22 protein-coding genes are annotated in these 22,825 nt (G+C 60.3%); 17 read left to right on the plus strand and 5 right to left on the minus strand.

Going from position 1 to position 22,825, the window contains the following annotated elements; translation table 11 throughout:
• Positions 1–41: 41 nt before the first annotated feature.
• From QRN31_RS24155 to QRN31_RS24165, 3 genes are all read right to left on the minus strand, one after another.
• Positions 42–1,490 (minus strand): APC family permease, encoded by a 1,449-nt coding sequence (locus QRN31_RS24155; RefSeq protein WP_285435000.1) that lies wholly within the window; start codon positions 1,488–1,490, stop codon positions 42–44.
• A 167-nt stretch (positions 1,491–1,657) separates the two neighbouring features.
• Positions 1,658–2,398 carry an IclR family transcriptional regulator gene (locus QRN31_RS24160; RefSeq protein WP_285435001.1) on the minus strand — a complete coding sequence of 247 codons (741 nt, stop codon included), beginning with the start codon at positions 2,396–2,398 and terminating at the stop codon, positions 1,658–1,660.
• A 60-nt stretch (positions 2,399–2,458) separates the two neighbouring features.
• Entirely contained in the window at positions 2,459–3,433 is a 975-nt protein-coding gene (locus QRN31_RS24165; RefSeq protein ID WP_285435002.1) for a helix-turn-helix domain-containing protein, read from the minus strand.
• Between the two features lie 217 nt (positions 3,434–3,650).
• On the opposite strand from QRN31_RS24165, the gene QRN31_RS24170 reads away from it, so the two are divergent.
• The 4 genes from QRN31_RS24170 (at position 3,651) to QRN31_RS24185 (ending at position 7,737) form a co-directional block, all read left to right on the plus strand.
• Positions 3,651–5,027, plus strand: coding sequence for an aspartate aminotransferase family protein (locus QRN31_RS24170; RefSeq protein ID WP_285435003.1), 1,377 nt, complete (start codon positions 3,651–3,653; stop codon positions 5,025–5,027).
• A 29-nt stretch (positions 5,028–5,056) separates the two neighbouring features.
• A complete protein-coding gene (locus QRN31_RS24175) occupies positions 5,057–6,511 on the plus strand; it encodes an aldehyde dehydrogenase family protein (RefSeq protein ID WP_285435004.1) in 1,455 nt (484 codons plus the stop codon).
• 107 nt (positions 6,512–6,618) lie between these two features.
• Positions 6,619–7,182, plus strand: coding sequence for a cytochrome b (locus tag QRN31_RS24180; RefSeq protein ID WP_285435005.1), 564 nt, complete (start codon positions 6,619–6,621; stop codon positions 7,180–7,182).
• 231 nt (positions 7,183–7,413) lie between these two features.
• Complete coding sequence (locus tag QRN31_RS24185) at positions 7,414–7,737, plus strand: DUF190 domain-containing protein (protein WP_285435006.1); 324 nt, start codon at positions 7,414–7,416, stop codon at positions 7,735–7,737.
• A 120-nt stretch (positions 7,738–7,857) separates the two neighbouring features.
• On the opposite strand, the gene QRN31_RS24190 is transcribed toward QRN31_RS24185, so the two are convergent.
• Positions 7,858–9,195, minus strand: a complete 1,338-nt coding sequence (locus tag QRN31_RS24190) for an alginate export family protein (protein WP_285435007.1) — start codon at positions 9,193–9,195, stop codon at positions 7,858–7,860.
• A 238-nt stretch (positions 9,196–9,433) separates the two neighbouring features.
• On the opposite strand from QRN31_RS24190, the gene QRN31_RS24195 reads away from it, so the two are divergent.
• The 12 genes from QRN31_RS24195 to QRN31_RS24250 all read left to right on the plus strand — a co-directional run bounded on the left by QRN31_RS24195 (position 9,434) and on the right by QRN31_RS24250 (position 18,712).
• Positions 9,434–9,826 carry a DUF6152 family protein gene (locus QRN31_RS24195; RefSeq protein ID WP_285435008.1) on the plus strand — a complete coding sequence of 131 codons (393 nt, stop codon included), beginning with the start codon at positions 9,434–9,436 and terminating at the stop codon, positions 9,824–9,826.
• A 67-nt stretch (positions 9,827–9,893) separates the two neighbouring features.
• The gene (locus QRN31_RS24200; protein ID WP_285435009.1) at positions 9,894–10,676 is read left to right on the plus strand and encodes a hypothetical protein; all 783 of its coding nucleotides are present in this window, start codon (positions 9,894–9,896) and stop codon (positions 10,674–10,676) included.
• A 33-nt stretch (positions 10,677–10,709) separates the two neighbouring features.
• Positions 10,710–12,218, plus strand: coding sequence for an alpha/beta hydrolase domain-containing protein (locus QRN31_RS24205; protein WP_285435010.1), 1,509 nt, complete (start codon positions 10,710–10,712; stop codon positions 12,216–12,218).
• A gap of 21 nt (positions 12,219–12,239) precedes the next feature.
• On the plus strand, positions 12,240–12,728 hold the full coding sequence (locus tag QRN31_RS24210) for a DUF6644 family protein (protein WP_285435011.1): 489 nt from the start codon (positions 12,240–12,242) through the stop codon (positions 12,726–12,728).
• A 32-nt stretch (positions 12,729–12,760) separates the two neighbouring features.
• On the plus strand, positions 12,761–13,249 hold the full coding sequence (locus tag QRN31_RS24215; RefSeq protein WP_285435012.1) for a DUF6644 family protein: 489 nt from the start codon (positions 12,761–12,763) through the stop codon (positions 13,247–13,249).
• 182 nt (positions 13,250–13,431) lie between these two features.
• Entirely contained in the window at positions 13,432–13,998 is a 567-nt protein-coding gene (locus QRN31_RS24220; RefSeq protein ID WP_285435013.1) for a DUF6162 family protein, read from the plus strand.
• On the plus strand, positions 13,995–14,927 hold the full coding sequence (locus QRN31_RS24225) for a metal ABC transporter solute-binding protein, Zn/Mn family (protein ID WP_285435014.1): 933 nt from the start codon (positions 13,995–13,997) through the stop codon (positions 14,925–14,927). Before QRN31_RS24220 ends, QRN31_RS24225 begins: the two co-directional genes overlap by 4 nt.
• Positions 14,924–15,628 carry a metal ABC transporter ATP-binding protein gene (locus QRN31_RS24230; RefSeq protein WP_414922230.1) on the plus strand — a complete coding sequence of 235 codons (705 nt, stop codon included), beginning with the start codon at positions 14,924–14,926 and terminating at the stop codon, positions 15,626–15,628. Before QRN31_RS24225 ends, QRN31_RS24230 begins: the two co-directional genes overlap by 4 nt.
• The gene (locus QRN31_RS24235) at positions 15,628–16,533 is read left to right on the plus strand and encodes a metal ABC transporter permease (RefSeq protein ID WP_285435016.1); all 906 of its coding nucleotides are present in this window, start codon (positions 15,628–15,630) and stop codon (positions 16,531–16,533) included. The genes QRN31_RS24230 and QRN31_RS24235 overlap by 1 nt, the downstream gene beginning before the upstream one ends.
• Before the next feature lie 11 nt (positions 16,534–16,544).
• Positions 16,545–17,525, plus strand: a complete 981-nt coding sequence (locus tag QRN31_RS24240; RefSeq protein ID WP_285435017.1) for a metal ABC transporter solute-binding protein, Zn/Mn family — start codon at positions 16,545–16,547, stop codon at positions 17,523–17,525.
• Positions 17,526–17,537: 12 nt separating this feature from the next.
• A complete protein-coding gene (locus QRN31_RS24245) occupies positions 17,538–17,879 on the plus strand; it encodes a hypothetical protein (RefSeq protein ID WP_285435018.1) in 342 nt (113 codons plus the stop codon).
• Positions 17,880–17,887: 8 nt separating this feature from the next.
• The gene (locus QRN31_RS24250; RefSeq protein ID WP_285435019.1) at positions 17,888–18,712 is read left to right on the plus strand and encodes a DUF4198 domain-containing protein; all 825 of its coding nucleotides are present in this window, start codon (positions 17,888–17,890) and stop codon (positions 18,710–18,712) included.
• A 35-nt stretch (positions 18,713–18,747) separates the two neighbouring features.
• On the opposite strand, the gene QRN31_RS24255 is transcribed toward QRN31_RS24250, so the two are convergent.
• Positions 18,748–20,643 carry a sigma-54-dependent Fis family transcriptional regulator gene (locus QRN31_RS24255; protein ID WP_285435020.1) on the minus strand — a complete coding sequence of 632 codons (1,896 nt, stop codon included), beginning with the start codon at positions 20,641–20,643 and terminating at the stop codon, positions 18,748–18,750.
• A 243-nt stretch (positions 20,644–20,886) separates the two neighbouring features.
• Between QRN31_RS24255 and QRN31_RS24260 the strand changes: the two genes are divergently transcribed.
• Positions 20,887–22,710, plus strand: a complete 1,824-nt coding sequence (locus QRN31_RS24260; protein ID WP_285435021.1) for an NAD(P)/FAD-dependent oxidoreductase — start codon at positions 20,887–20,889, stop codon at positions 22,708–22,710.
• Positions 22,711–22,825: the final 115 nt, after the last annotated feature.

Genomic DNA, 22,825 nt, shown 5'->3' on the forward strand with positions numbered 1-22,825 from the left:
AAGCAAAGCGCGGTTTCAGTTGAACGGTTGCGCATGGAGCCTCAAAGCTTATGGCTACCCAATGCCCGATAGCGCTCCGGCGATGCCTTGCGAAGTCGAGCCGCCAGAAACACGCCACCCAGCAGGGCCGCGGGAATGATGGCGCACAGACCGTACGACAAAGCCTTGCTGGCGCCCGTCAACACATCGAAATGCACCACCGCGAGGACCAGGACCGCCAACAGGGCAACACAAGAAAAACCGGGGAAAATCCGCCCACGCCAGATCCCCACCTTGAGTTCCGGATGACCTCGAAAAAAGAACAACACCGCAGCGGAAGTCAGCGCCATCAGCAAAATCACACACAGCGTGGCCAAGTTGGACAGCCAGGCAAACAGCTGCAGGATCGGATCGGCATCCATGGCGGCGAACACCAGCACAACCACGGCAGAGATAAGGCTCTGCAACGCCGAGCCCATATGGGGACTTTGGTGAACGCGATGGGTTGTACCCAAGCGGTGCGGCAACAGGCCGTCACGCCCAATGGCGTAGAAGTAACGGGCCGCAGCGTTATGAAAGGCCAGCAGGCCGGCATAGATACTGACCATGAACAGCACGCGGATAATCTGCGTGAGGTAAGGGCCGACAAAGTGGTCGGACATGCCATAGATAAATGTCGTGGGATCCTGCAAGGCCTGCAGCATCGGCACGATCTTGTCCGCGCCTACACCCACCACCATCGACCACACCGACAGCGCGTAGAAACCACCGATCAGCAACACCGAGCAGTAGGTGGCAATCGGAATGGTACGCTGCGGGTTCTTGGCTTCTTCGCCGTAAATGGTCGTGGCCTCGAAGCCGATAAACGCCGCGAAGCAGAACAGCAAGCCGATTGACGGAGTGCCGCTAAACACATGACTGCGATCAAACGAGTCAAAATTGATGCCGCTGTCGCCGCCGGATTTGAGGATGGCAAAATCCAGGATCAGAATCGCCAGGTACTCGGCAATCACCATCACCGACAGTACCCGCGCCGACAGGTCAATCTTGCGATACCCCAGAATCGCGATGCTCGCCATCGCCATCAATGAGTAAGACCACCACGGCATCACCAGACCGAACATGCTTTCCATGGTGCCGCTGACGACCCCACCGAACATGCCATACAGCCCGACCTGAAGAATGTTATAGGCAAACATCGCCAACACCCCGGCTGCGCCACCTGCCAGGCCACCCAGACCGCGGGAGGTGAATGCATAAAAGCCGCCGGCATTGGTCAGGTGGCGGGACATGGTGGTGTAGCCCACTGAAAACGCCAGCAACACCAGCAACGCCAGGATCAGCAGCGCCGGCGTACCCGCGCCATTGCCCAGCATGATGCCAATCGGGAAGCCACCGGCGATGACACTTAACGGGCTCGCCGCCGACACCACGAAAAAGATGATGAAGCCGATACCCAAGGCACCACGTTTCAACTCCGTCGAACTGTTGATCGGGATAGATACACTCATGTTTTTGACCTTATTGTATGAGGCAGTCGCTGTAGGATCGGTGCAGACAGCCGCTCACCGTCACCGATAGATGTCGCACGCTGGATTCGATCCTATGCCTCACCGTGAACGCCCCGGTATCCCAAATCGGTAACCTGTTCCGCCATGACCTGACGCCCTCCCTGTCCTCACTGCAAGGCCAGACGCGCCGTTAGCTGCGACGCCGCACCGGTCACCAGGTCGCACAGATAGCGCTGCTGAAACGCATTGAACCGTTCACTGAGCCCAACGAGGGTCATGCTTCCGAGCACTCGACGCTTTTCGTCGAAAATCGGCGCCGCGACGCCACTGCGCCCCGGGTACAGCTCACTTTCGCTGATGCAGTAGCCTTGTTTGCGAATGGCAAGCAGGCTCTTGATGAACGGCTTCCACTCCAGCCCCAGACTCTGCAATTGGGATGGGTTCGCATGAGCGTCGTAGACGCGCCGGATCTGACGCGGTAGCAGATAAGCCAGTACGACGCGGGAGGTCGCACTGTGAAAAAGATCGATCGGCCTCCCCCTGCCGCCACCGGCCGGGCCGGCATCGGAGCCACGCTGGATCAGGACGTTGACCACAGAATCGCCATGCCACTCGCTGACCAGCGCATCCAGGCCGGTGTCGGCGACCAGCTTTTCGACCAGGTCACGGCTGCAGGCCAGCAACGGATCGTAGTTCGTCATCAGATGCTCGAGCGTGAAAATTCGCGGGCCGAGTGCGTAGCCGCGCGGCAATCGCTTCAACAGTCCCGCATCGCCGAGTTCGCGCAAATAACGATAGGCGGTGGCGGGCGTGTAGCCGAGCTCGCGGCAAATGATGTCCACATCAATGATCGGCTGTTCCGGGCGGAACAGGTCGAAGACCATGAGCAGACGGCGAAGGCTATTCATCTTTTCTACATCCTTGTGGAGCCGACAGTCGCCCCGCCACACAGTGCCGAGGGTGAATGTTCAGGCGCGAGCGCAGGCGGCGATGGCCGCGCGCGGGGTATGGGACGGCAACTCTGCGAACAGCTCCTGGTACTCCGCCGCAAAATGACTGAGGTGAAAGAAGCCCCATTGGGCAGCGGCATCGCCAATCGAAAGTTGCGAGGCGCGGGTGGACATCAAGGTGCGGCGTACACCGTTGAGCCTCACCGAGCGCAAGTAATTGAGTGGCGTCGTCTCGGCAACCGCGCGAAAGCTGTTCTGCACGGTACGACGACTGACCTGGAGTCGCTGGCACAACTCGATCACGCTGGGCACGTCGATCATCTCTGAGGTCGCCAGACGGTGGCATTTCTCGACAATGAAGCTTCGCGTGGAGCTTGTGGTGCGTTGTTGCTTGTCGCAGGCCGGGTCGGTCATGAGTTGCAGCAACTCGCCGAGCATCGCCTGCTCAAACGCCAGCTCCCGCTCCCGATCTCGCGTGCTGTCGAGTTCTTCGTACACCAGGGCCTGGGAGAACATCGCCAGCAATCGGCGACGTGCGTCTGCAAAGCGCGGCGCGGAAACCCTGATCACCGGCTGACGCAACAATTGGCTGACCTCTTTCGCCGAAGCCGTTTGCGCCAACGCCTGCTCGAACAACTCACGCTCGAAAGTGATGGACAGCAACTCCATGCCCATCGGCATATGGAACATGAACTCCTCGCCACCTTGAAGAAAAAACAGGCTGCTATCGTCCGCCTCTCGCCCTTGCATCCGAATCGAACCCGGGGTGGTGATCGGCACTGCAAAGCACATCTTGCCTCGGGGAGCCACGCCGTGCTGCACGACACGCTGGTTGATCTGCTCGAGAAAGACGTGGACACCCGCCGTCGACAACTGCATCAGCGAACTCTCGGTCGAGCCTGCGGTTAACTGACTGTAGTCCTGGTTCCACTCCTGGACGGTGGCCGCATGGGCATGGACGTCGCTGAAATGGCTGATAGTCTGATTTTTCATGATGTCGAAAGCCTCTGCCAATATTCTTGTTTTTAGATCGCCATCCCTTGCGATATTCGCACATAGTAAAAATTCTGCATATTTGTTTGTGGCATCTCAAATTCACTGCTGGAAGATGCGTTCAGGGCGGCTCACCCATGTGCCAATTCGGGCTACCGGCCCCAGGCACGCCACGGAGATGATCAGCACACTTAAATCGACATGCAGTGAGAACGTCATGAGTGAAGCCAAACTTGAATCCCTCCACTTCGCGGATGCCCCGCGGATTACCTCCACCGTACTTCCCGGCCCGAAAACCAGCGAGGCCCTGGCGCTGTCGGCGCGTACCGAGTCGATGGCACGCGGCGGCGGACGCATGCCCGTCGCGATGGACCGTGCCTTCGGCGCTACCTTCAAGGACCCGGATGGCAACACTTACATCGACCTGTCCGCCGGCGTGGGCGTCAGCAGCGTAGGCCGCTGCCATCCGAAGGTGGTGCAGGCGATCCGAGAACAGTCCGAAGTGCTGATGCATGCCCTGGAAGTCAACAGTACCCGGCGCACTGAACTGGCAGCCAAGCTCTCCGAGATCGCGCCCGACGGCTTGCGTGGCGACTGCATCACCTTCTTCACGCAAAGCGGCAGCGATGCGCTGGAAGCCGCCATCAAGTTTGCCAAGCGCATCACCGGGCGGCACCAGATCGTCGCCTTTCATGGAGGCTACCACGGCGTGTGGAACGCTTCGGGTTCTCTGACGACAGGTACGGCCTACCGCAAGGGCTACGGTGCGCAGATGGGCGGGGTCATTCACGCCCCCTACCCTTATGCTTACCGCTTCCCTTTCGACACCACGCACAAAAGCGCCGAGCAAATCGCCGGTGAATACGTGGACTACCTGTTGAACACCCCCTACACCGCCGCCGATGACGTGGCTGCCGTGATTGTGGAACCGGTGCAGGGCGAAGGCGGCTACGTGCCCCCCTCGGCAGAATTCCTGCAGCTGTTGCGCAAGGCATGCGACCGCAGCGGTACGCTGCTGATCGTCGATGAAGTGCAATCCGGCGCAGGGCGCACCGGCAAGATGTGGGCGGTCGAGCACTCAGGCGTCAAGCCAGACATGCTCACGTTCGGCAAGGGCATCGGCAGCGACCTGCCAATGGCGGGCCTGATCATGCGTTCAGACCTGGCGGCGGCGATTCCTGACGGATCGATGCCCAATACCTTCGCCGCCAACTCGTTGTCCGCCGCGGTGGCGCTGACCAACATCAGCATCCTGCAGGACCCGGAGCTCGATCTGATCAACCGCGCTCATACGCTGGGACTGGACGCTCAGGAATATATCCGTGGCTTCAACAGCCGGTTTGTCGCTGAAGTCCGCGGCCGCGGCCTGATGATCGGTATCGAGCTGGTCGAAGACCCCGTCACCAAGGCCCCCCTGGCGCCCGAAAAAATCGGCCAGCTCATGGGCTACCTGCTGAACCACGGCGTGCTGATGATTCCCTGCGGTCGCTACAGCAACGTGATGCGAGTCATGCCCTCGCTGACGATCTCGCGCGCGCTGTTCTTCAAGGCACTGGACATCTTCGGCGATGCCCTGGCTTCCCTTGAGGCGTGACCTGACCACATCACTTATGGACCACAAAAATGACTGAGCACTTGAATCACTTCATCGAAGGCGCGACCTTCGAAGCCTCCGACGGCCGTCGCATAGACCTCATCAACCCCGTGACAGAACAGGTGTACGGCAGCTCCGCACGGGGCACGGTTGAGGACGTGGACCGCGCGGTGGCGGCTGCGCACCGTCAACTTGAGGGTGGCGCCTGGAGCCAGCTCGACGGCGCCCAGCGCAGCCGACTGCTATCGAAACTCGCTGACCTGGTTGAACGCGACAGCGAATTGCTGGCCGATCTGGACGCCAACGCCATCGGGCGCTCCCCCATCGAGCCGCGCCGGATGGACTTACCCAACGCGATCGCCAATCTGCGCGCCGCTGCCGGCTGGGCCAACCAGTTGGAAGGTCGCACCATTCCCACAGGTGGCTACTTCGGCACCAAGACCCTTTCGTACACGGTACGCGAGCCCGTGGGTGTGGTCGGCGCCATCGTCCCCTGGAATTCGCCGCTGATGATCACCGTCTGGAAGCTTGCCGCGTTGCTGGCAGCAGGCTGCACCGTGGTCATCAAGCCTTCGGAAGAGACGCCGCAGTCTGCCCTGCACCTGGCAGCACTGGCTCAGGAAGCGGGCTTCCCGGACGGCGTGATCAACGTGGTCACCGGCTACGGCAATGAGGTGGGTCGCGCTTTGTGCGTACACCCGCACGTTGCCAAGATCAGCTTCACCGGCAGCCCCGAGGCCGGGCGCGAAATCCAGCGCACCGCCGGCGTGTTGTTTAAGCGCGTGGCATTGGAGCTGGGCGGCAAGAGTCCGCAGATTGTTTTCGACGACGCCTCTTTCGACGACGCACTGCGCGGCTGTGCACTTGGCCTGTTCGCCAACCAGGGCCAGGTCTGTGCCGCTGGCTCGCGCATCCTGGTCCACCGCAGCATCGCCGATCGCTTTGGCGCGGCGCTTGCCGATGCGGCGCAGTCAGTCAATGTGGGTGACCCTCGCCAGCCCGGCGTACAGATGGGACCGGTGGCCAAGAAAGCGCAATTCGATCGCGTTAACCGATATATCCAACTGGGGATCGACCAAGGCGCCTCGCTATTGGCCGGCGGTGTATCGACGCCTGAGCGTGGCTGGTTTGTGCGACCGACGATCTTCACCAACGCCAACAACACCATGGCGATCGCCCAGGACGAAATCTTCGGCCCCGTCGGCACGCTGATCACGTTCGACAGCGAAGAGGAAGCCATCGCACTGGCCAACGACTCCAGCTACGGCCTGGCGGCCACGGTCTGGACGACCGACCTGGTGCGAGCGCACCGGGTAGCCGCTGCGGTGAAGGCCGGTGCCGTGGGTATCAACTGCTGGAGCCCGCTGGACGCTAACCTGCCCTGGGGCGGCATAAAGACCAGCGGTATCGGCCGTGAAGGCGGGTTTGCCGGCGCGGTGGCCTACACCGAGGAGAAAGTCATCACCGTGCTGTTGCCTTCCTGAGCACAAAACCTGTCCTGACCGAACCACCCTCCGGGCCCCGTGCCGTGGAGGGTGACCGTTCAAAAGTGCATCCCTGATGCCGTTGAAAAATCACTGGAGAGACTGCGATGAACCCGATAGATCAACAGACAACCGATCGGTATCCGACGTCCCTGCGAATCTTGCACTGGGTGCGCGCCGCGCTCATCGCAGGCCTGCTCTGGGCAGGCTGGCATATGACCGGTCTGAATGACGAAGTGGCGAGCAAGTACGAGCTCTATTACCCGTGGCACAAATCCTTTGGCGTGTTGATGTTTCTGGTTGTCCTGACCCAGATCGCCCTGCGTTTTCGGACTCCCGTGCTTCCGCAGCCGCTGGAAACGCTGGCGAGCTATGAAAAGTTCCTGTCAAGGCTTACGCAGCGTGTCATGTATGCGCTTATCGTGATCGTGCCGTTGATGGGGTATTCAATGTCGAGCACCTACACGATGAGCGACGGGGTGTTCTTTTTTGGGGTCAACCTGCCGGAACTCCTTCCGAAAAATGACAATTGGTTCGTCGTCTTCCAATGGCTGCACAAAGTATTGGCCTACACCCTGCTCGGACTGATCCTGTTGCATGTCGCGGGCGCCCTGAAACACCGGTTTTTAGACCGCGACCCTCGAAACGATGTCCTGCGCCGCATGCTGTGACTTGATGAGGCGTGGGCGCAAGACGTCCACGCCTTGATGGATCTGACTTCCGGTAGCGCCACTTGCGCACGGGGTTCTTGAAGTCGTCAGTTCTGTTGTGCTTACCTGATACCCGTCTGGCCCAGGTCTGACGAGGTGATACCCTCACGCTGAAATCACTCGTTGTTATCACCGTTGGCGCTGCCGGGCTTCTGTCCTGCCAATTCATTGGCATGCGATGAGGAGATGAAAATGAAAGGCTTTCTCCTGATTTTCTTTACTCAACAGAACCGTCGTTATCAGGGAAAGATGCTTGGCGAATGGATCGTCGATGTGGCCAAAGAGATGGGGCTGCGAGGTGCGACTCTGTCGACAGCTATCGAGGGTTTTGGACACACCGGTCGACTGCACTCTTCGCATTTTTTTGAACTCGCGGATCAGCCTACGGAAATTCGCATGGCTATCACCGAGGATGAATCCGAAAAGTTGCTCAAGAGGCTGGATGCTGAGGAGATCTCTGTGTTTTACATAAAGACCCCCATCGAGATGGGCTTCGTCGGAAAAAAAGCCACTTGACGGGCCCCTCCTCGATCGCCTGTTGCCTGGCGACCTCACCTCCAGAGTGCGCCACCGCCGGTGGCGCCCCTGATCAAGATACCGACAACAAACCTTCGTTGTTACGGCGCAATCGGCGACTCAGAAAGCCACCCACACGATGAACTGGAAGTAAGTGTTGGTTGATGCGCTCCCGCTCTGCAGACCACCGTCCCCGAGCCACTTCTGGGGCGTATACAAGCCGATCAGCGGCGAGATTGTGACGTTATCCGTCACCATCCAATCCAGAAAAAGATCGACCTCGCGCGCAGTGAAGTCCTGCTCATGCGTACGGGAGAGCTGGTGGTAGTTGAAGGCCATGGCGTTAAGGGTCAATTTATCGGTCGGCTTGACTGAGAGGAGCACGTCGTTGATCGCCATGTTTGAGGTCACCGAACCTGCGTAATTGGCGGCGACTTCACCTTGGAATCGCTTGCGAAAACCTCCCTGGAACAGAAAGTCGTAACCTTCGGAATAGCGCGAATATCGATAGCTCACCGTCGGTTGCCATTGGGTGTCGGCAAAGGTGTAGCCCGCTTCGAAGAACATCGCCCGCTGTGAGCCTGAACGTTTTTCCTGACGTGCCACCTCAAACGCAAAGTCGGCATTCTCGATCCCGGCATTGCCCTGCCCACGAATGCTGTAGATGTTCATGCCCTTGCGCTCAAGCCGATCACCAAAGGCAAATCGCTCGTCAACATCGAGGCCGTGCACGTACGTCGAACCGATCGAGCCGATGGGCGTCGTGTAGTCGAGGGTGGCGCCAGCCACTTCAGTCTTCGACTGCCCGGGGTTGTCGGATTTGAGCCATATCAGGCTACTGTGAAGGCCCTGCGTACCACCCAGCTTCAAGACTGCCGTATGCGCGAACGCCAGCCGCGGTCCAAGGTAGAAGGCGCCGCCACGATTGAACCGGCCATCCGCAACGCCCGGGATAGGATTGAAACCCTTCCCGGGGGCGAACCCGTCATCGGTGATCAGGAAGCCGTCCACCGTAACGAGCTGTCGGCCAAAAGAGAAATCAACGCCGTCCTTGCCCAGTGCTGGAATCAGATCACCTGACTTCCAGCCCAGGTAGGCGTCTTCCACCGCCGTTCTTCTTTCATCCCCGACGGTGAGCCCTCCCGCGTCCCCATCGCCAAATGACCCCGTGCTGATCCAGCTGAGCCCGCCATAGATCGAGCCGGCAGTGATCTTATCGGTCGTGCCGTTGAGACCGTATTTGGCGAAGCCTTCTTGCCACCGCATCCTGCCGGGCTCCCTCTCAGGGTCGGCGATGTAGTTCTTCTCGCTGCCGAACCAGCCAAACGCCGCCGACAGGTCGGCATTCAGGACGGTTGCTCCATCGTCTTCGTTATAGAGCTGATAGGCGTGTGCCTGCGGCTCAAAGGTACAGAGTGCAACCAGCGAAAGTAATGGGGCGTAACTGAGGGTGCGCATGACGTCTCTCCTGTTTTTATATTTATGAGGCGAGCCGCGAGTGTTCAGGCTTGGGTTGCCCAAGCGGTAACCCAAATCAGCACTTTCAAGGGGCTGGCCGCCCGCCTCTTCGCGCGATATCTCCTGCACTGAAAAGCACCCTCCGGTGCCTTTAATGGTTGCCGTTTTGGGCTACGGCCTCTGAACGCAACGCCCCTATGCTGGGCCCATAAGAACCATAAGAACCGAGGCACCCGTCATGACCCCCTTGTCACACTCCCCGTTATTACGTCAGGGGCTTTGTCTTCTGACCCTCTTCGCCTGCAGTGCCCTGGCACCTATCGCCAGTGCCCACCATTCGTTCGCCCTTTTCGATCAGACCCAGACGGTCTCGATCAAGGGTGTCGTTGAGCGCTTTGCCTGGACCAATCCCCACATCACGATTTACGTCGATACACCCGGCCCACCCGCCCAGCGATTCAAGATCGAAACGGGCAGTGTCAACGCGTTACAGCGCACGGGCTGGACCGCTGAGTCGATCAAGGCCGGCGAGAGTGCCGAGGTGTCCTTCAAACCGTTGAAAAACGGTGAGCCGGGTGGGCTGCTCGTGGAAATCAAGATCGGAGACGTCGTACTCACGGGCGGCGGATAGGAAGCCCCTTCCCGGCATCCTGAAGACCTCACCGACCAGACCAGACCAGCAGCGTGGAGACGTTTCAATGAAACCGACACGAACCTTGAACACGGCAATGATCGTCCTGGGCATCGCCCTCGTGACGGTCGCCGGGATGTGCAACGCCGCGACACCTTCCAAACCTCTTAGCGACAAACACAGCGTCAGCGCGCGCCCCGACATCAGCGGCACCTGGGAACGAACCCCGGACGACTGGTTCGGTGAGAACCCGGACAACCCGGTGCACCCGGGCGGACCGATGGACCTGAAGGCGCCCTATGCCGACGAATACGTCGCGCTGAAGAAGAAAGAAGCCGTGGCGAACGAGGCCGGAACGCCGTTGGCCACAACGAGCTCCAGATGCCTGCCCGAGGGAATGCCGACGATGATGGCGGCGCTTTTTCCGATCCAGATCATTCACGACGACAAGCAAGTGATTGTTCTCGGTGAGTATCTCCAGCAGGTCCGCCGGATTCTCTTGAACCAAGCGATGCCTCCAAAAGAGACCCTGGACCCTAAATATCAAGGCCATTCACGCGGCCATTGGGAAGGCGACACGCTCGTCGTGGAAACACAACGGGTGCGAACGGACGTGAGTTTCTACGACGTTCCGCACGGCAAGGACATGAAGATCACCGAACGCATCAGGCTGACGGCGCCGGATCACCTGGAGAACCAGGTCGTGATCGAGGATCCGCAAGTGCTCAAGGCACCGTATCGCTTCACGTTCGACTACAAGCGGTCCAGCTACGCCATTCAAGAGTACGTCTGCGAGAACAACCAGATCGTGATCGACAGCGAGGGCAAGGCATCCCTCAGCCTCGAGTGACGGCCTCATCAATCGCCAACTGGAGCTGACCGAATGGAACGACTGACAACCCTCAGCCTCCTGCGGCCGACGCTGAAAAGCGTCCTGCTGTCGCTGCTCCTCTCGTCGAACTCATTCGCCGAGATGCCCCGCATGCCCACGGCCATTCCCGTGCCGCCTTCCGGCAAGCTACCGCTGTCGTCGGCCAAACGCCCGGGAACCGAATACAGCGACCTCGACAAGTACGGCTATATCGAGGAAGAGTTTTACCTGCAAGGCGTCGCCCCGGCCATTACCGCCTCGGGCAAAACCCTGTTGGAGGCGCCTTACACCACCCGCATTCTGGTGCGCAAACCGGCTGACCCCGCACGCTTCAATGGCACGGTCGTGATCGAGCCGTTCAGCTGGTTCGGCGAGCGCGCCGCGGGTTGGATCCTGACCCGCGACTACTTGCTACGTCGCGGCTATGCGTACGTCGGGTACACGCTCAATGTAAACAAGCCGCCAGTCGACCCCAAGTTCATCTCGGACACCCCGGCGGCCGAGGCCGATCAGATCGCTCAGTACGGACGGATCGTGAACTTCGAGTTCATGCGCCGCTTCGACTTTGCACGCTACGCGCCGCTGGGCAGCTATTACGACCCGCAACACTTCACCCGCGGCGAAGGTCCCGATCCGTTCGCTCCACAGTCCCAGGGCATCGGCGCGCAACTGGCGTTGTTGCTGAAAACCAAAGCGGCGCAAAGCCCGTTGGCAGGACTCGACGTGCAACGTGTCTATGTCAATAGCTGGGCCGTGACCGCGCAAGTCTGGATGGACTACCTCGACCAGGGCCGGCACCAGCAGTGGCGCATGCCCGACGCAAGGCCGCTGATCGATGCCTACATGACCGGCCGCATGGCCTACGGAGAGGTGGGCGGCGACGTCATCCGGCTGCCGCGCCAGACGCCCGACGGCGTGCCGTTCGTGACCGTCTACAGCCAGTCCGAACTGATGCATGACGTGATCGAAGGCATCAACCTGCCGCCGGACACCGACAGCCCGCAGGTTCGTTACTACGAAGTGACCGGCATGCCGCACCTGCGGCTGGCCGACCTCGGTACGGAACATACCGAACTGTTCGCTGCCGACGTCGGCAAAGGTGACGACCCACGGTGCCGGACGCTGTACGACGAACCGGCGGAGCTGGTCGTATCCTCGCTTCTGGATCGCATGGACCAATGGGTACGCAACGGCAAACCCATGCCGAATGCTCCGCGGGTCGCCCGCGATGGCAAGACCGCCGCGCGTGATCCCGTTAGCGGCAACTTGCAAGGGGGCGTACGTCCGCCGTGGATTCAGGTGCCCAGTGCGACCTACCTCACTGACCAGGAGACCGGTTGCGGCCTGATCTACGACACCAAGGTGCCTTACTCCAAGGAAGTACTTGCCCAGCGTTATGGAAGCTTCAGCAACTACGAACAGAGATTCGAAGACGCCAAAGCCCTTTCGATCAAGGAAGGGTACTTACTGCCAGAAGATGCGGCGGGCCTGCATCCGATCGCAACACCTCAAGACTTCTAACCCCATGTGGAAGAAAAGCAGATGTCATCATCACTGATCATTGGCTGGATCTATGCGTCACCTTTAAGCACAACCATCAGGGACATTCTCTGGGTCATACCCACCGTCCAGAGCATTCATATCCTGGCCATCACCGTGCTCTTCGGCTCTGCGGTGATCTCCGATCTTCGGCTGGCGGGTGTGTTCGCCACTGACGAGCCATTGCGCGGCGTCGTGCGCCGTTACTACCCGTGGATGCGCAATGCGCTCCTCGTCCTGCTCTTCACGGGACTGATCATGATCATCGCCGAGCCTGACCGCGTTCTCGTCAACTCGACCTTCTGGCTGAAGATGGCCCTGGTCGTGAGTGCGTTCACATTGACCTCGCTTTTACGGCGTCCCCTGCTGCGCCCTGCCGACGATGCCAAACGTGTTGGCGAGCCTCGTCTCGTCAAGGCGTTAGCCTGGCTGTCGATCGGTTTGTGGTGCGTCGTCATCATCTGCGGCCGCTGGATCGCCTACGCGATCTAAGCGTTTTCAACGAAAGCTCCCAGGTATTCGCCATGGACATTCAACCCCTGCTGCAAGCCCTACAGGACACCTCTGTCGCCACCTTCATCCGAGAGTCCGGCTCCGCTTTTCCAACCCTTGAATCGGTGCATGTGATCGGCATTGCCCTTGTGTTCGGCACCATCGCCGTCGTCGATTTGCGGCTGCTTGGCGTTGCCTCCCATCGCCGCAGTGCGCTACGGCTGATACAAGACCTGCTGCCGTTCACCTGGGTCGCGTTCGTGGCTTGCGTGATCACCGGCCTGCTCATGTTCGCCGCCAATGCCACGACCTATGCCGAGAACACTGCCTTCTTGTGCAAGATGGGCGTGTTAATGCTGGCGGGGCTCAACATGGGGGTATTCCATTTGGGCGTCTTTCGCCGCATTGCCGAATGGGACACGACGCGAGTGCCTCCCAGCCAGGCGCGTGTCGCGGGGTTCAGTTCGTTGGCATTGTGGGCGGGCGTGGTATTCCTCGGCCGCTGGATCGCGTTTCTCTGATGGCTCCTCTATCGCCACGTCGCGCATCCGGCGCAGATAGGCCCAGCGATCACGCAAAGGTCGTACGCCCGGTATCCGGCCGATGGGAATCGCTGGCACTGTTGCTCGCGGTCCTGGCAGTCATCGCCAGCGTGGCAGGATATATAACGCTGCGACCCCAGAAAGCCGGCCCACCGACACCCTTGAGCTGGCAAGTACGTTCCTTCGATGGCCTGGGTCAAGTCGATCAGGCCATCCACAGCGCGCTGCTGCCTGCCGGTGAAGAAATCATCTGGTTCAACAACGACACCGGCGGCTGGATCACGCTGGAGCGTGCGCAGAAAATTTTGCTGCCGCCTTTCTACCGTGACGCCTTCTGGAAGACCAATGGCGAGGTGCAGTGGCAATTGATTCTGCCCGGCACTCACCAGCCGCATGCCGCTTCCGGCGACGAGCACGCCGACGCGCCTGTCACCCCGCCGGACCAGACTGCCAACAAGGTGTCGCAAGCCACCCAGGGCCAGGGCGCTACGGTCTATTACGGCTCAGCCGGCCGCGCGCCGGGCCAGAGCGCCTACCTGCTCGTCATCGGTCACGCGCATGCCGGAGTCATGTGGGCCAACCAAGCGACGATCTGGATCCACCGCAACCCGAACGCGCCCTACCCTGGCATCGTCAAGCCCGAGTCGCTGGTCGGCGATGGCTGGCGCCAGGTCATCCCCTACGACGGTGCCAGCGAAGTCGAACGCGTAAAAGGAACTCAGCCATGACCGTTTCTACGAAACACCGCGCACTGTGGCGCCGATGCATCGCGCTATTGCTGCTGATACCCGCCATCGCACTTGCAGGCACCACACCCTCTTCAGGCAAGAAGCTAAAAATCGGCGTCACGCTGCATCCCTACTACAGCTTCGTGGCAAACATCGTCGGTGATCGGGCAGAGGTCGTTGCGCTCATTCCAGCCGAGGCCAATCCACACAACTATCAGCCGCAGCCCGATGACATCACCCGCGCGATGAACATCGATGTCCTGGTCGTCAACGGCATCGGACACGATGAATGGGCCTTTCAGATCATCAAGGCCGCCGGCCGTGGGGCGAACCTGCCGATTATCCAGGCCAATGCTTCGGTTGCGCTTATCCCTATCGGTGGTGACCAAGGCGACGCCAAGGTGGTCAATCCGCATACCTTCGTATCCACCACGGCAGCGATACAGCAGGTCTTCGAAATCACTCGCCGGCTGGGCGAACTGGACCCGGACAACGCTGCGGCGTATCGACAAAACGCTCTGGCGTATGCCGCGCGTATCCGCGAGCTGAGGGCTGGCTTCATGACCCGCTTCGCCGCGCTGGATTTGTCTTCGTTCCGGTGCGCGACAACGCACGCTGGCTACGACTACATGATGCAGGAGTTCGGCCTGTTCGTGAGCGCCGTGATCGAGCCGCGTCACGGCGTCGCGCCGACTGCGCGCCAGTTGGCCAACACCATCGACGCGATCAAGAAGGCCAATGTGCGTGTGCTTTTCGCCGAGAAGAATTTTTCCCTCGACCTCGCCAAGCCTATCGAGGCAGCCACCGGCGTGAAGGTTTTCGCGCTGTCTCACATCACCGGCGATACCTATAGCCCGGACGAATTCGAGGTGGCGATGCGCGAAAACCTCGAGACCTTGGCCGAAGCCGTCGAGTTTACGCAGCGATGAACGCGATGAAGGAGGAACAAGCGATGCGCGGCCCCGCCATTGTGTTCGACAACGTCTCCCTGCAATTGGGAGGCACCCAAGTGCTCGACAAGGTGAGTTTCCGAGTAGAAGCCGGTGCGCTGCACTGCCTGGTAGGCCCGAACGGCGGCGGCAAGACTTCACTGGTGCGCGCACTGCTGGGCCAGATGCCGCATTCGGGGACGGTCCGGTTCGAGGGCGAGGTCACGACGCCGATGGGGTATGTCCCGCAATTGCCGGACTTCGACCGCAACGTGCCGATGACGGTCAACGACATCATGGCCCTTCTCGGCCAACGCAGGCCGGCCTTCCTGGGCTCAAGCCGATCCGCCAAGGCGGCCAATGCCCAGGCGCTGGAGCGCACCGGCGTGGCCGGAATAGGCGCAAAACCGTTTGGCAGCCTGTCCGGTGGCCAGCGTCAGCGAGTGCTGCTGGCTCAGGCGATCAGCCCGGCGCCCTGGCTGCTGATCCTCGACGAACCCACCGCCGGCATCGACGAACCGGGCGTGCGCCTGGTGGAGGCACTGGTGGCGGAGCTGAACAGCCGCGGCGTCACCATCCTCTGGATCAACCATGACCTGGAACAGGTCAGGCGCATCGCGCAATCCATGACCGTTATCAACCGGCGGGTGCTGTTTCATGGCCCGCCCGACCAGGTCGCCTACCCGCTGGAGGGTAACTAATGAGCGCCCTGTATGAATTGATTCGCAACCAGCTGCAGGCGCTCGCCGCGAGTGGCATCTTGCCGCAGCCGTTCGAGTACGAGTTCGTGATCAATGCGCTGCTTTGCGCGCTGCTCATCGGGCCGCTGCTGGGTGTGCTGGGTTCGATGGTGATGATCAAGCGCATGGCATTCTTCAGTCAGTCCGTCGGCAATGCGGCGATGACCGGCGTGGCCATCGGCGTGCTGATCGGCGAGTCCTACACCTCCCCCTACTTCTCAATGTTCGGCTTCTGCCTGCTGTTCGCCCTGACGCTGAAGTACACGCAGCACCGCACCACGCTGGCTAATGACACGCTGATCGGTGTGTTCTTGTCCATCTCGCTGGCGGTCGGGGCGTCGTTGTTGCTGTTCGTGTCGGCGAAGATCAACACGCACGTGATGGAAAGCGTGCTGTTCGGTTCCATCCTGGCGGTCGACTACACCGACATGAACGTGCTGCTTGTGGTAACGGCGACGTGTGCTCTGCTCGGACTGCCGCTGTACAACGGCATGCTGCTGGCCAGCCTCAATCCGAGCCTGGCGCATGCTCGCGGTGTGCGCGTGCGAAGCGTCGAATACCTGTTTGTCGTATTGGTCACGCTGGTGACGGTCGCCTGCCTGAAGATCATCGGCGCCGTGCTCGTCGAAGCCCTTCTGCTCATTCCGGCGGCGGCGGCACGCAACATCAGCCGTTCGCTCCCGGGACTGGTCGTGCGCGCCATCCTGATTGCGACGTTTTCCTGCGTGGTCGGCATCCTGGCCCCCATGCAATTCCACATCCCCGTGCCAACGGGCGGCGCCATCGTGATCGTCGCTGCATTGGTGTTCCTCATCACCACCGTGATCCGCGCTACGGCGTCCCGGTTCAGAGGTGCCAGCGTATGAAAAGGCTTTGCATGTCACGTCGTTCCTGGCTAGCGATGGTGGTACTGCTGCTCGGCAACCCGCTGTGTGCCATCGCGGATATCGGCAGGCAGCAGGTGCTTGTCGCGCTGCCAGCGGTGTATGCGCTCACCTCGGCACTCAGCGACGGCACGACTATCGAGGTCGTCCGTCTTCCAGCGGACGCTGCCGTGCCGATGGAAAGCCAGGCGAACGCGCTGTCGCGCCTGGACGCCGCTGCATTCCAGCAGGCCGCAGCCGTGGTCACTCTGGGCAGTCTCTGGCGCGCGGATCCTCTGTACGCGACGGCCCGTCGCCACAATCTGCGAATCGTCGAGATCGATGCTTCGCACTCATGGGACACCATCAAACCGGGCGTGGCCGTGACCCGCGTGCCATCGAACGACGTTCCCTGGGCCACCGAGCGCGGCGTCGATGGTGGGCTTTCGCCGTACGCCTGGCTCGGCCCCGTCAATGCCATGCGCATGTCGGTGATTATCGCTACCGACCTGGCACGCCTGTCCCCTTCCGATGCGCCTCGGATAGCGCACAACCTCGCCGCACTCGAAGGGCGATTGCGCCAACTCAAGGCCAACTATGGAGCCCGGCTGGTGGCCGTGCCGGAGCTGCGGGTGCTGTCGCTGGCCAGTGAGTTCACTTACCTGTTCGGCGAGTTCGGCATTTTTGTCGACGGTTGGTTCGTCCGACAGGACATCGACTGGAGCGACGCCGACCGCACCGCACTGACCCGATACCTGCGTGAGCGTGACATCCATGTGGTGGTCCACAAGTGGGCACCGGACGCCAGGATCGCCAAGGCCATCGAGGACGGCGGCGCACGGTTGTTGATACTGGATGCGGGCAACCCGGGAATGCTCGCGGACTCGGCCAACGGGTACGAAGCACTCCTGAGTTCGAACCTGGATGCCTTGCTGGCAGCCTTCGCGCCACCTGGCGCCAATACGCGCGGCGATCACACACCGCCGCACCAATGATCAACCTCGACCGTGGAGATCGAAGACCTTATGAAACCCCTAGGTTCAGCACATCGAATACTGATAGCAGGCGCCCTGTTGTTCTGCCAGGCAGCCTTTGCTCATGGGCCCGTCTTCGACTGCTACATCGAGAGCGATGATCGGGTGAAGTGCGAGGCGGGTTACACCGACGGCAGCTCGGCCGCTGGCAGAAAAATCCATGTCCAGGACACCAGCAACAAGGTGTTGCTCGAAGGGATCGTGGGCACCGACAACACCTACGCATTCCAGCCCCCCGCCGAAAAATACTCCGTTGTGTTCATGGGCGGAGACAACCATGAAGCCACGATTCAGTCCTCCGACATTTCAAGGTGAAATCGACCATGCCGATCCAACGACGACTGCTACAGGCACTTGCCGCCGTTACGTTAGCCTGCCTGGCCGGCGCAGCACAGGCCCATTTCCAGATGCTCTACGTCGAGGAAACGGCGCTGCCGCGCTCGGATAAACTGGAGTTCGCGCTCGTGTTCACACACCCCTTCTCCGGCGGCCCGACCATGGCCATGGATGAACCTCGCGCCTTCAGCCACATCAGCTCCCACGGCGGGGAAAAAATCGATCTGCGCCAATATTTGCGCCCTGTCCAATGGCAGAGTCGCGATAACCGTACGACCGCCTATCGTGCGTCGATTCCACGCGAGTTGGTACGCTCACTGGGTGACCATATCTTCGTACTCGAACCCGAGCCTTACCTGGAAACCGAGGAAGGTGTCTACATCCAGCAGTTCACCAAACTCATCGTGAACGTGGGCGGCGTGCCCGGCAACTGGGCAGAACCGCAAGGGTTGCCGGTTGAAATCCAGCCACTCAGCAAGCCTTATGCAAACTGGACGGGCGGCGTGTTCCGCGCATTGGTGCTGGCCGACGGCAAGCCCGTTCCGTTCGCCGAAATCGAGATCGAATACATCAACCATTCAGTCGACATCGAGAAAAACAGCTTCGGCCAGCAAGACTACGTAACGGCACCTCAAGCATCATTCAAATCCCTGAGCACGTACGCGGATTCCTCGGGCGTCGTGACCATCGGCCTGCCCCGGGCCGGATGGTGGGGCATTGCAGCGCTCGACATCGGTACAACGAAAACCCATAAAGGCAAACCCCTGTCGCAAGACGCCGTGCTGTGGGTGCAGGCCAGAGACATGAAATGACACAAGCTCGCCAAGGGGTGGATGCCATTGCGCATTCAACCAGGTCGAGAAATACCGTGATGCCGCAGTTTGCGATAGAGCGTATTGCGGCTGATCCCCAACCGAGCGGCAACATGGGCGATATGCCAGTGTTCCGCCTCAATCAATGTGAGCAGTGTCTGCCGCTCGGACACGCCCAGCGGATTTTCGGCGGGCGCAACTGACGCTGGCGCTGCCGGCAGCAACTCCGCCAAATCGTCCAGGGTGACACGCCCCTCAAACGCCAACGCTATCAGCGTGCGCAGGCACGTACGCAGCTGCCGGACATTGCCTGGCCAAGGCTGCGTCAGCAGGCGCTCTCTGACGCCCGGCTCCAGCCGAATCCTGCCTCCTGCCCCCTCCTCGCGCAGCAACAGGTCGAGCAACAGCCCCTTGTCTGATCGTTCACGCAGCGGTGGAAGGTGCACGGCGAATCCAGCAACGCGGTAGAACAGATCCTCGCGCAAGCGCCCTTCGGCCACGCAGGCGTGCAGATCCTGGTGGCTGGCGCTGATGAGGCGAACATCGAGCGGGCGTGCCGTCGCGCCGCCCAAGGGCACCACCTGACGTTCCTCCAGCACGCGAAGCAAGCGAGTCTGTAGAGCCAGTGGCATATCGGCGATTTCATCAAGAAATAATATGCCGCCGTGGGCCTGTTCCAGCTTGCCGATCATCCCGTCTTTACGTGCACCGGTGAAGCTGCCGCCGCGATAGCCGAACAGCTCGCTTTCGATCAGCGTTTCTGGAATGGCTGCGCAATTGATCGCCACAAACGGCTGGTTGGCTCGGGAGCTAGCGCGGTGCAGCGCCGCAGCAAAAGCTTCTTTGCCCGTACCGGTCTCTCCCTGCAAAAACACCGGGACGTCACGTTCCAGAACACGTAATGCGCGAGCAAAGCCGCGTTGCAGGCGTGGGTCTTCAAGGCACACGTGCACGTCGTTGATTTTGGGTGTCGCGGGAATGACCAAGGGCGCCCGGTGCGCGGGTTCTCGCAGTTGCCCGTAGAACTGGCGGCCGTCCACCAGCCGCACTGGCCAACAGACACTCGGCTGAGCGCTGGCCTGGCTCATCATCTGCTCAATAGGGGTTTCCAACAGCCTTGTCAGAGACTGGCCGATCACTTGATCACGGCTGAGGCCCAGCAGTTCCAGCGCAGCATGGTTGACCGAGCAAATACGGGCATTCTCGTCAAAACTGATCAGGCCTTCACCCAGCATGCCAACGAAGCCTGCCTCAGGGTGCAAGCGCAGCAAATATCGTTGCGGATCATGCCCCAGGAAGAAACAACTCTCTATTAACTTGGCCGACAGGTTGGTCAATGCCATCGCCTGGAAATGCTGCTGAAGACTGAGGTCATCCCTGACGGAAGAGAGATTGAGCACGGCCAGCAACTCTCCACTCGCATCAAATATCGGGCTCGCCGAACAGGTCAGACCGACGTGCTTGCCACGGAAATGCTCATCACGACGGATGGTTACGTGCTTTCGCTCGACCAGGCAGGTGCCGACACCATTGGTGCCTTCGCAATCTTCACTCCATACCGAACCGAGCCACAGCCCGGAACGCTGAAATTCGGCCCGTTCGGATTCGTTAAACACACTGTCGATCGCCACACCGCGAGCATCGGTCAGCAGCACCACGTGGCCATCACGTCCGAGTTGTTGGTGCAAGTTGCTCATCTGCCAGTGCGCTACGGAGATGATGTGTTCCAGTGGCGCGCGATGATCCTGCAAGCGTGGATGCTCAACCACGTTAGGCGCACGGCGACTGGCAGGATCGAGCTGATATTGATCCAGGCACCGGCGCCAGGATCGAGTGATGGCCAGGTCAGCCATCGGGCCAAGGGGGGCGTGAGTGCCCTGCACGGCTTGCAGCACTTGTTGTGCATGGGCGTTGATCAAGGCCGGCTTCATTGTTCTTGTTCTCCGTTACGGTCAGGACACGGGTCTGTTTGCAGCTTATATGAAAAGACCGCAACCAGCGCTTTTTGCACCGAGTGACACTCTGTCATCCACTATTTCCAGAAACGTGACAGATCTGCGAATCCACGCCTGAGCAACACCTCCGCAGCCGCTCTGCAATGGGGCTTTCGCGAAGGTGGCCCGAGCCTTGCTCTAGGGCAAGTGGTACAAAAACAACAAGATCGGAGATGCCCCATGAACATCGCTGTTGAAACACCTGTGCACACGCCAACTGATCAGCTCGCGGCTTGGGTCGAAAACCTCGGTGAACGTCTCGCCCAACGTGATGTGGACGGCGTACTGGAACTGTTTGCCGACGAGTGTCACTGGCGTGACCTGCTACTTTTCAGCTGGAACCTGGTGACCCTGGAAGGCAAGCCTGCGATCCGAGACATGCTCGAAATACGCCTCGACCAGACTCGTCCCGAGCGATGGAAACTGGAAGGTGAGGCGACGCTCAATGACGGTGTGCTCGAAGGTTGGATCAGCCTGGAAACCGATGCAGCGCGAGGTAAAGGCTACGTGCGTCTAAAGGACGGTCTGTGCTGGACGCTGCTGACGACCATGCGCGAGCTCAAAGGCTTTGAAGAACCCAGCGGCCGCCGTCGTCCAATGGGCGCAACTCATGGTCACGCCCACGCTGACAAACGCAACTGGCTGGAACGCCGTCGCGATGAAGAAGCGGCGCTAGGCATTACCACCCAACCTTACTGCCTGATCGTGGGTGGCGGCCAGGGTGGACTGGGGCTCGCTGCGCGGCTCAAGCGAATGGGCGTGCCAACGCTGATCGTCGACAAGGCCGAGCGTCCTGGCGATCAGTGGCGCGGTCGCTACAAGTCGCTGTGCCTGCATGACCCTGTCTGGTACGACCATATGCCTTACCTGCCCTTCCCCGATCACTGGCCAGTCTTCACTCCAAAAGACCAGATTGGCGACTGGCTGGAAATGTACACCAAAGTCATGGAGCTCAATTATTGGCCGCGCACAGAATGCGTGAGCGCCAGTTTTGACGAGCAAAGTGGCACCTGGAAGGTTGAAGTGCAGCGCGACGGTGAGCGTTTGACGTTACAGCCGACCCAGTTGATCCTCGCCACCGGCATGTCCGGCGTACCCAATGTGCCCCGTTATCCGGGTGCCGAAGTTTTCAACGGCCAGCAGCATCACTCCAGCCGCCATCCCGGCGGAGACGCCTGGAGCGGCAAGAGTGCGGTGGTCATCGGGGCGAACAATTCGGCTCACGATATCTGCGCCGACCTGGTGGAAAACGGTGTCGAGGTCACCATGGTGCAACGCTCCAGCACCCACATCGTGCGTTCCGACAGTTTGATGGATCTCGTCTTCGGCGGGCTCTACTCTGAAGACGCCCTGGAGTCGGGTTTGACCACGGACAAGGCCGACATGCTGTTCGCCTCGATTCCCTACAAGGTAATGCCAAGCTTTCATAAACCTATCTTTGATGCGATCAAGGAGCGTGACAAGGAGTTCTACGAGGGCTTGTCCAAGGCCGGCTTCATGCTCGATTTCGGTGACGACGAGTCCGGCCTTTTCATGAAGTATGTACGCCGTGGTTCGGGTTATTACATCGACGTCGGCGCCTGTGAACTGATCGCCAACGGCACGATCAAGCTCAAGAGCGCGCCCGGCCTGGGCGTCGAACGCATCGAAGCAGATGCCGTCGTACTCAACGATGGCAGCCGGCTACCGGCAGATCTGATCGTCTACGCCACGGGCTATGGCTCAATGAATGGTTGGGCGGCGAAGCTGATTTCCCAGGAAGTCGCTGACAAGGTCGGTCGCTGCTGGGGCCTGGGCTCTGGAACCACGAATGATCCCGGCCCGTACGAGGGCGAATTGCGCAACATGTGGAAGCCAACTCAGCAGGAAAACCTTTGGTTCCACGGTGGCAACCTGCATCAGTCACGGCATTATTCGCTGTATCTGGCGCTGCAGTTAAAAGCGCGCTTCGAGGGCATCGCCACATCCGTCTATGGCCTTGCCAAGAGTCACCACACTGGTTGATTCGAATGGCGCCCAGCTGCGGTTGGGCGCCTCTTCACAATGCGCGGATGCGGCTGGTAGAACACTCTTCAATGACTGTGACACCCTGGCCGCCTTTCTCCCGAGGAGATCATCA

Source organism: Pseudomonas sp. fls2-241-R2A-110 (assembly GCF_030209165.1).
GTDB lineage: Bacteria > Pseudomonadota > Gammaproteobacteria > Pseudomonadales > Pseudomonadaceae > Aquipseudomonas.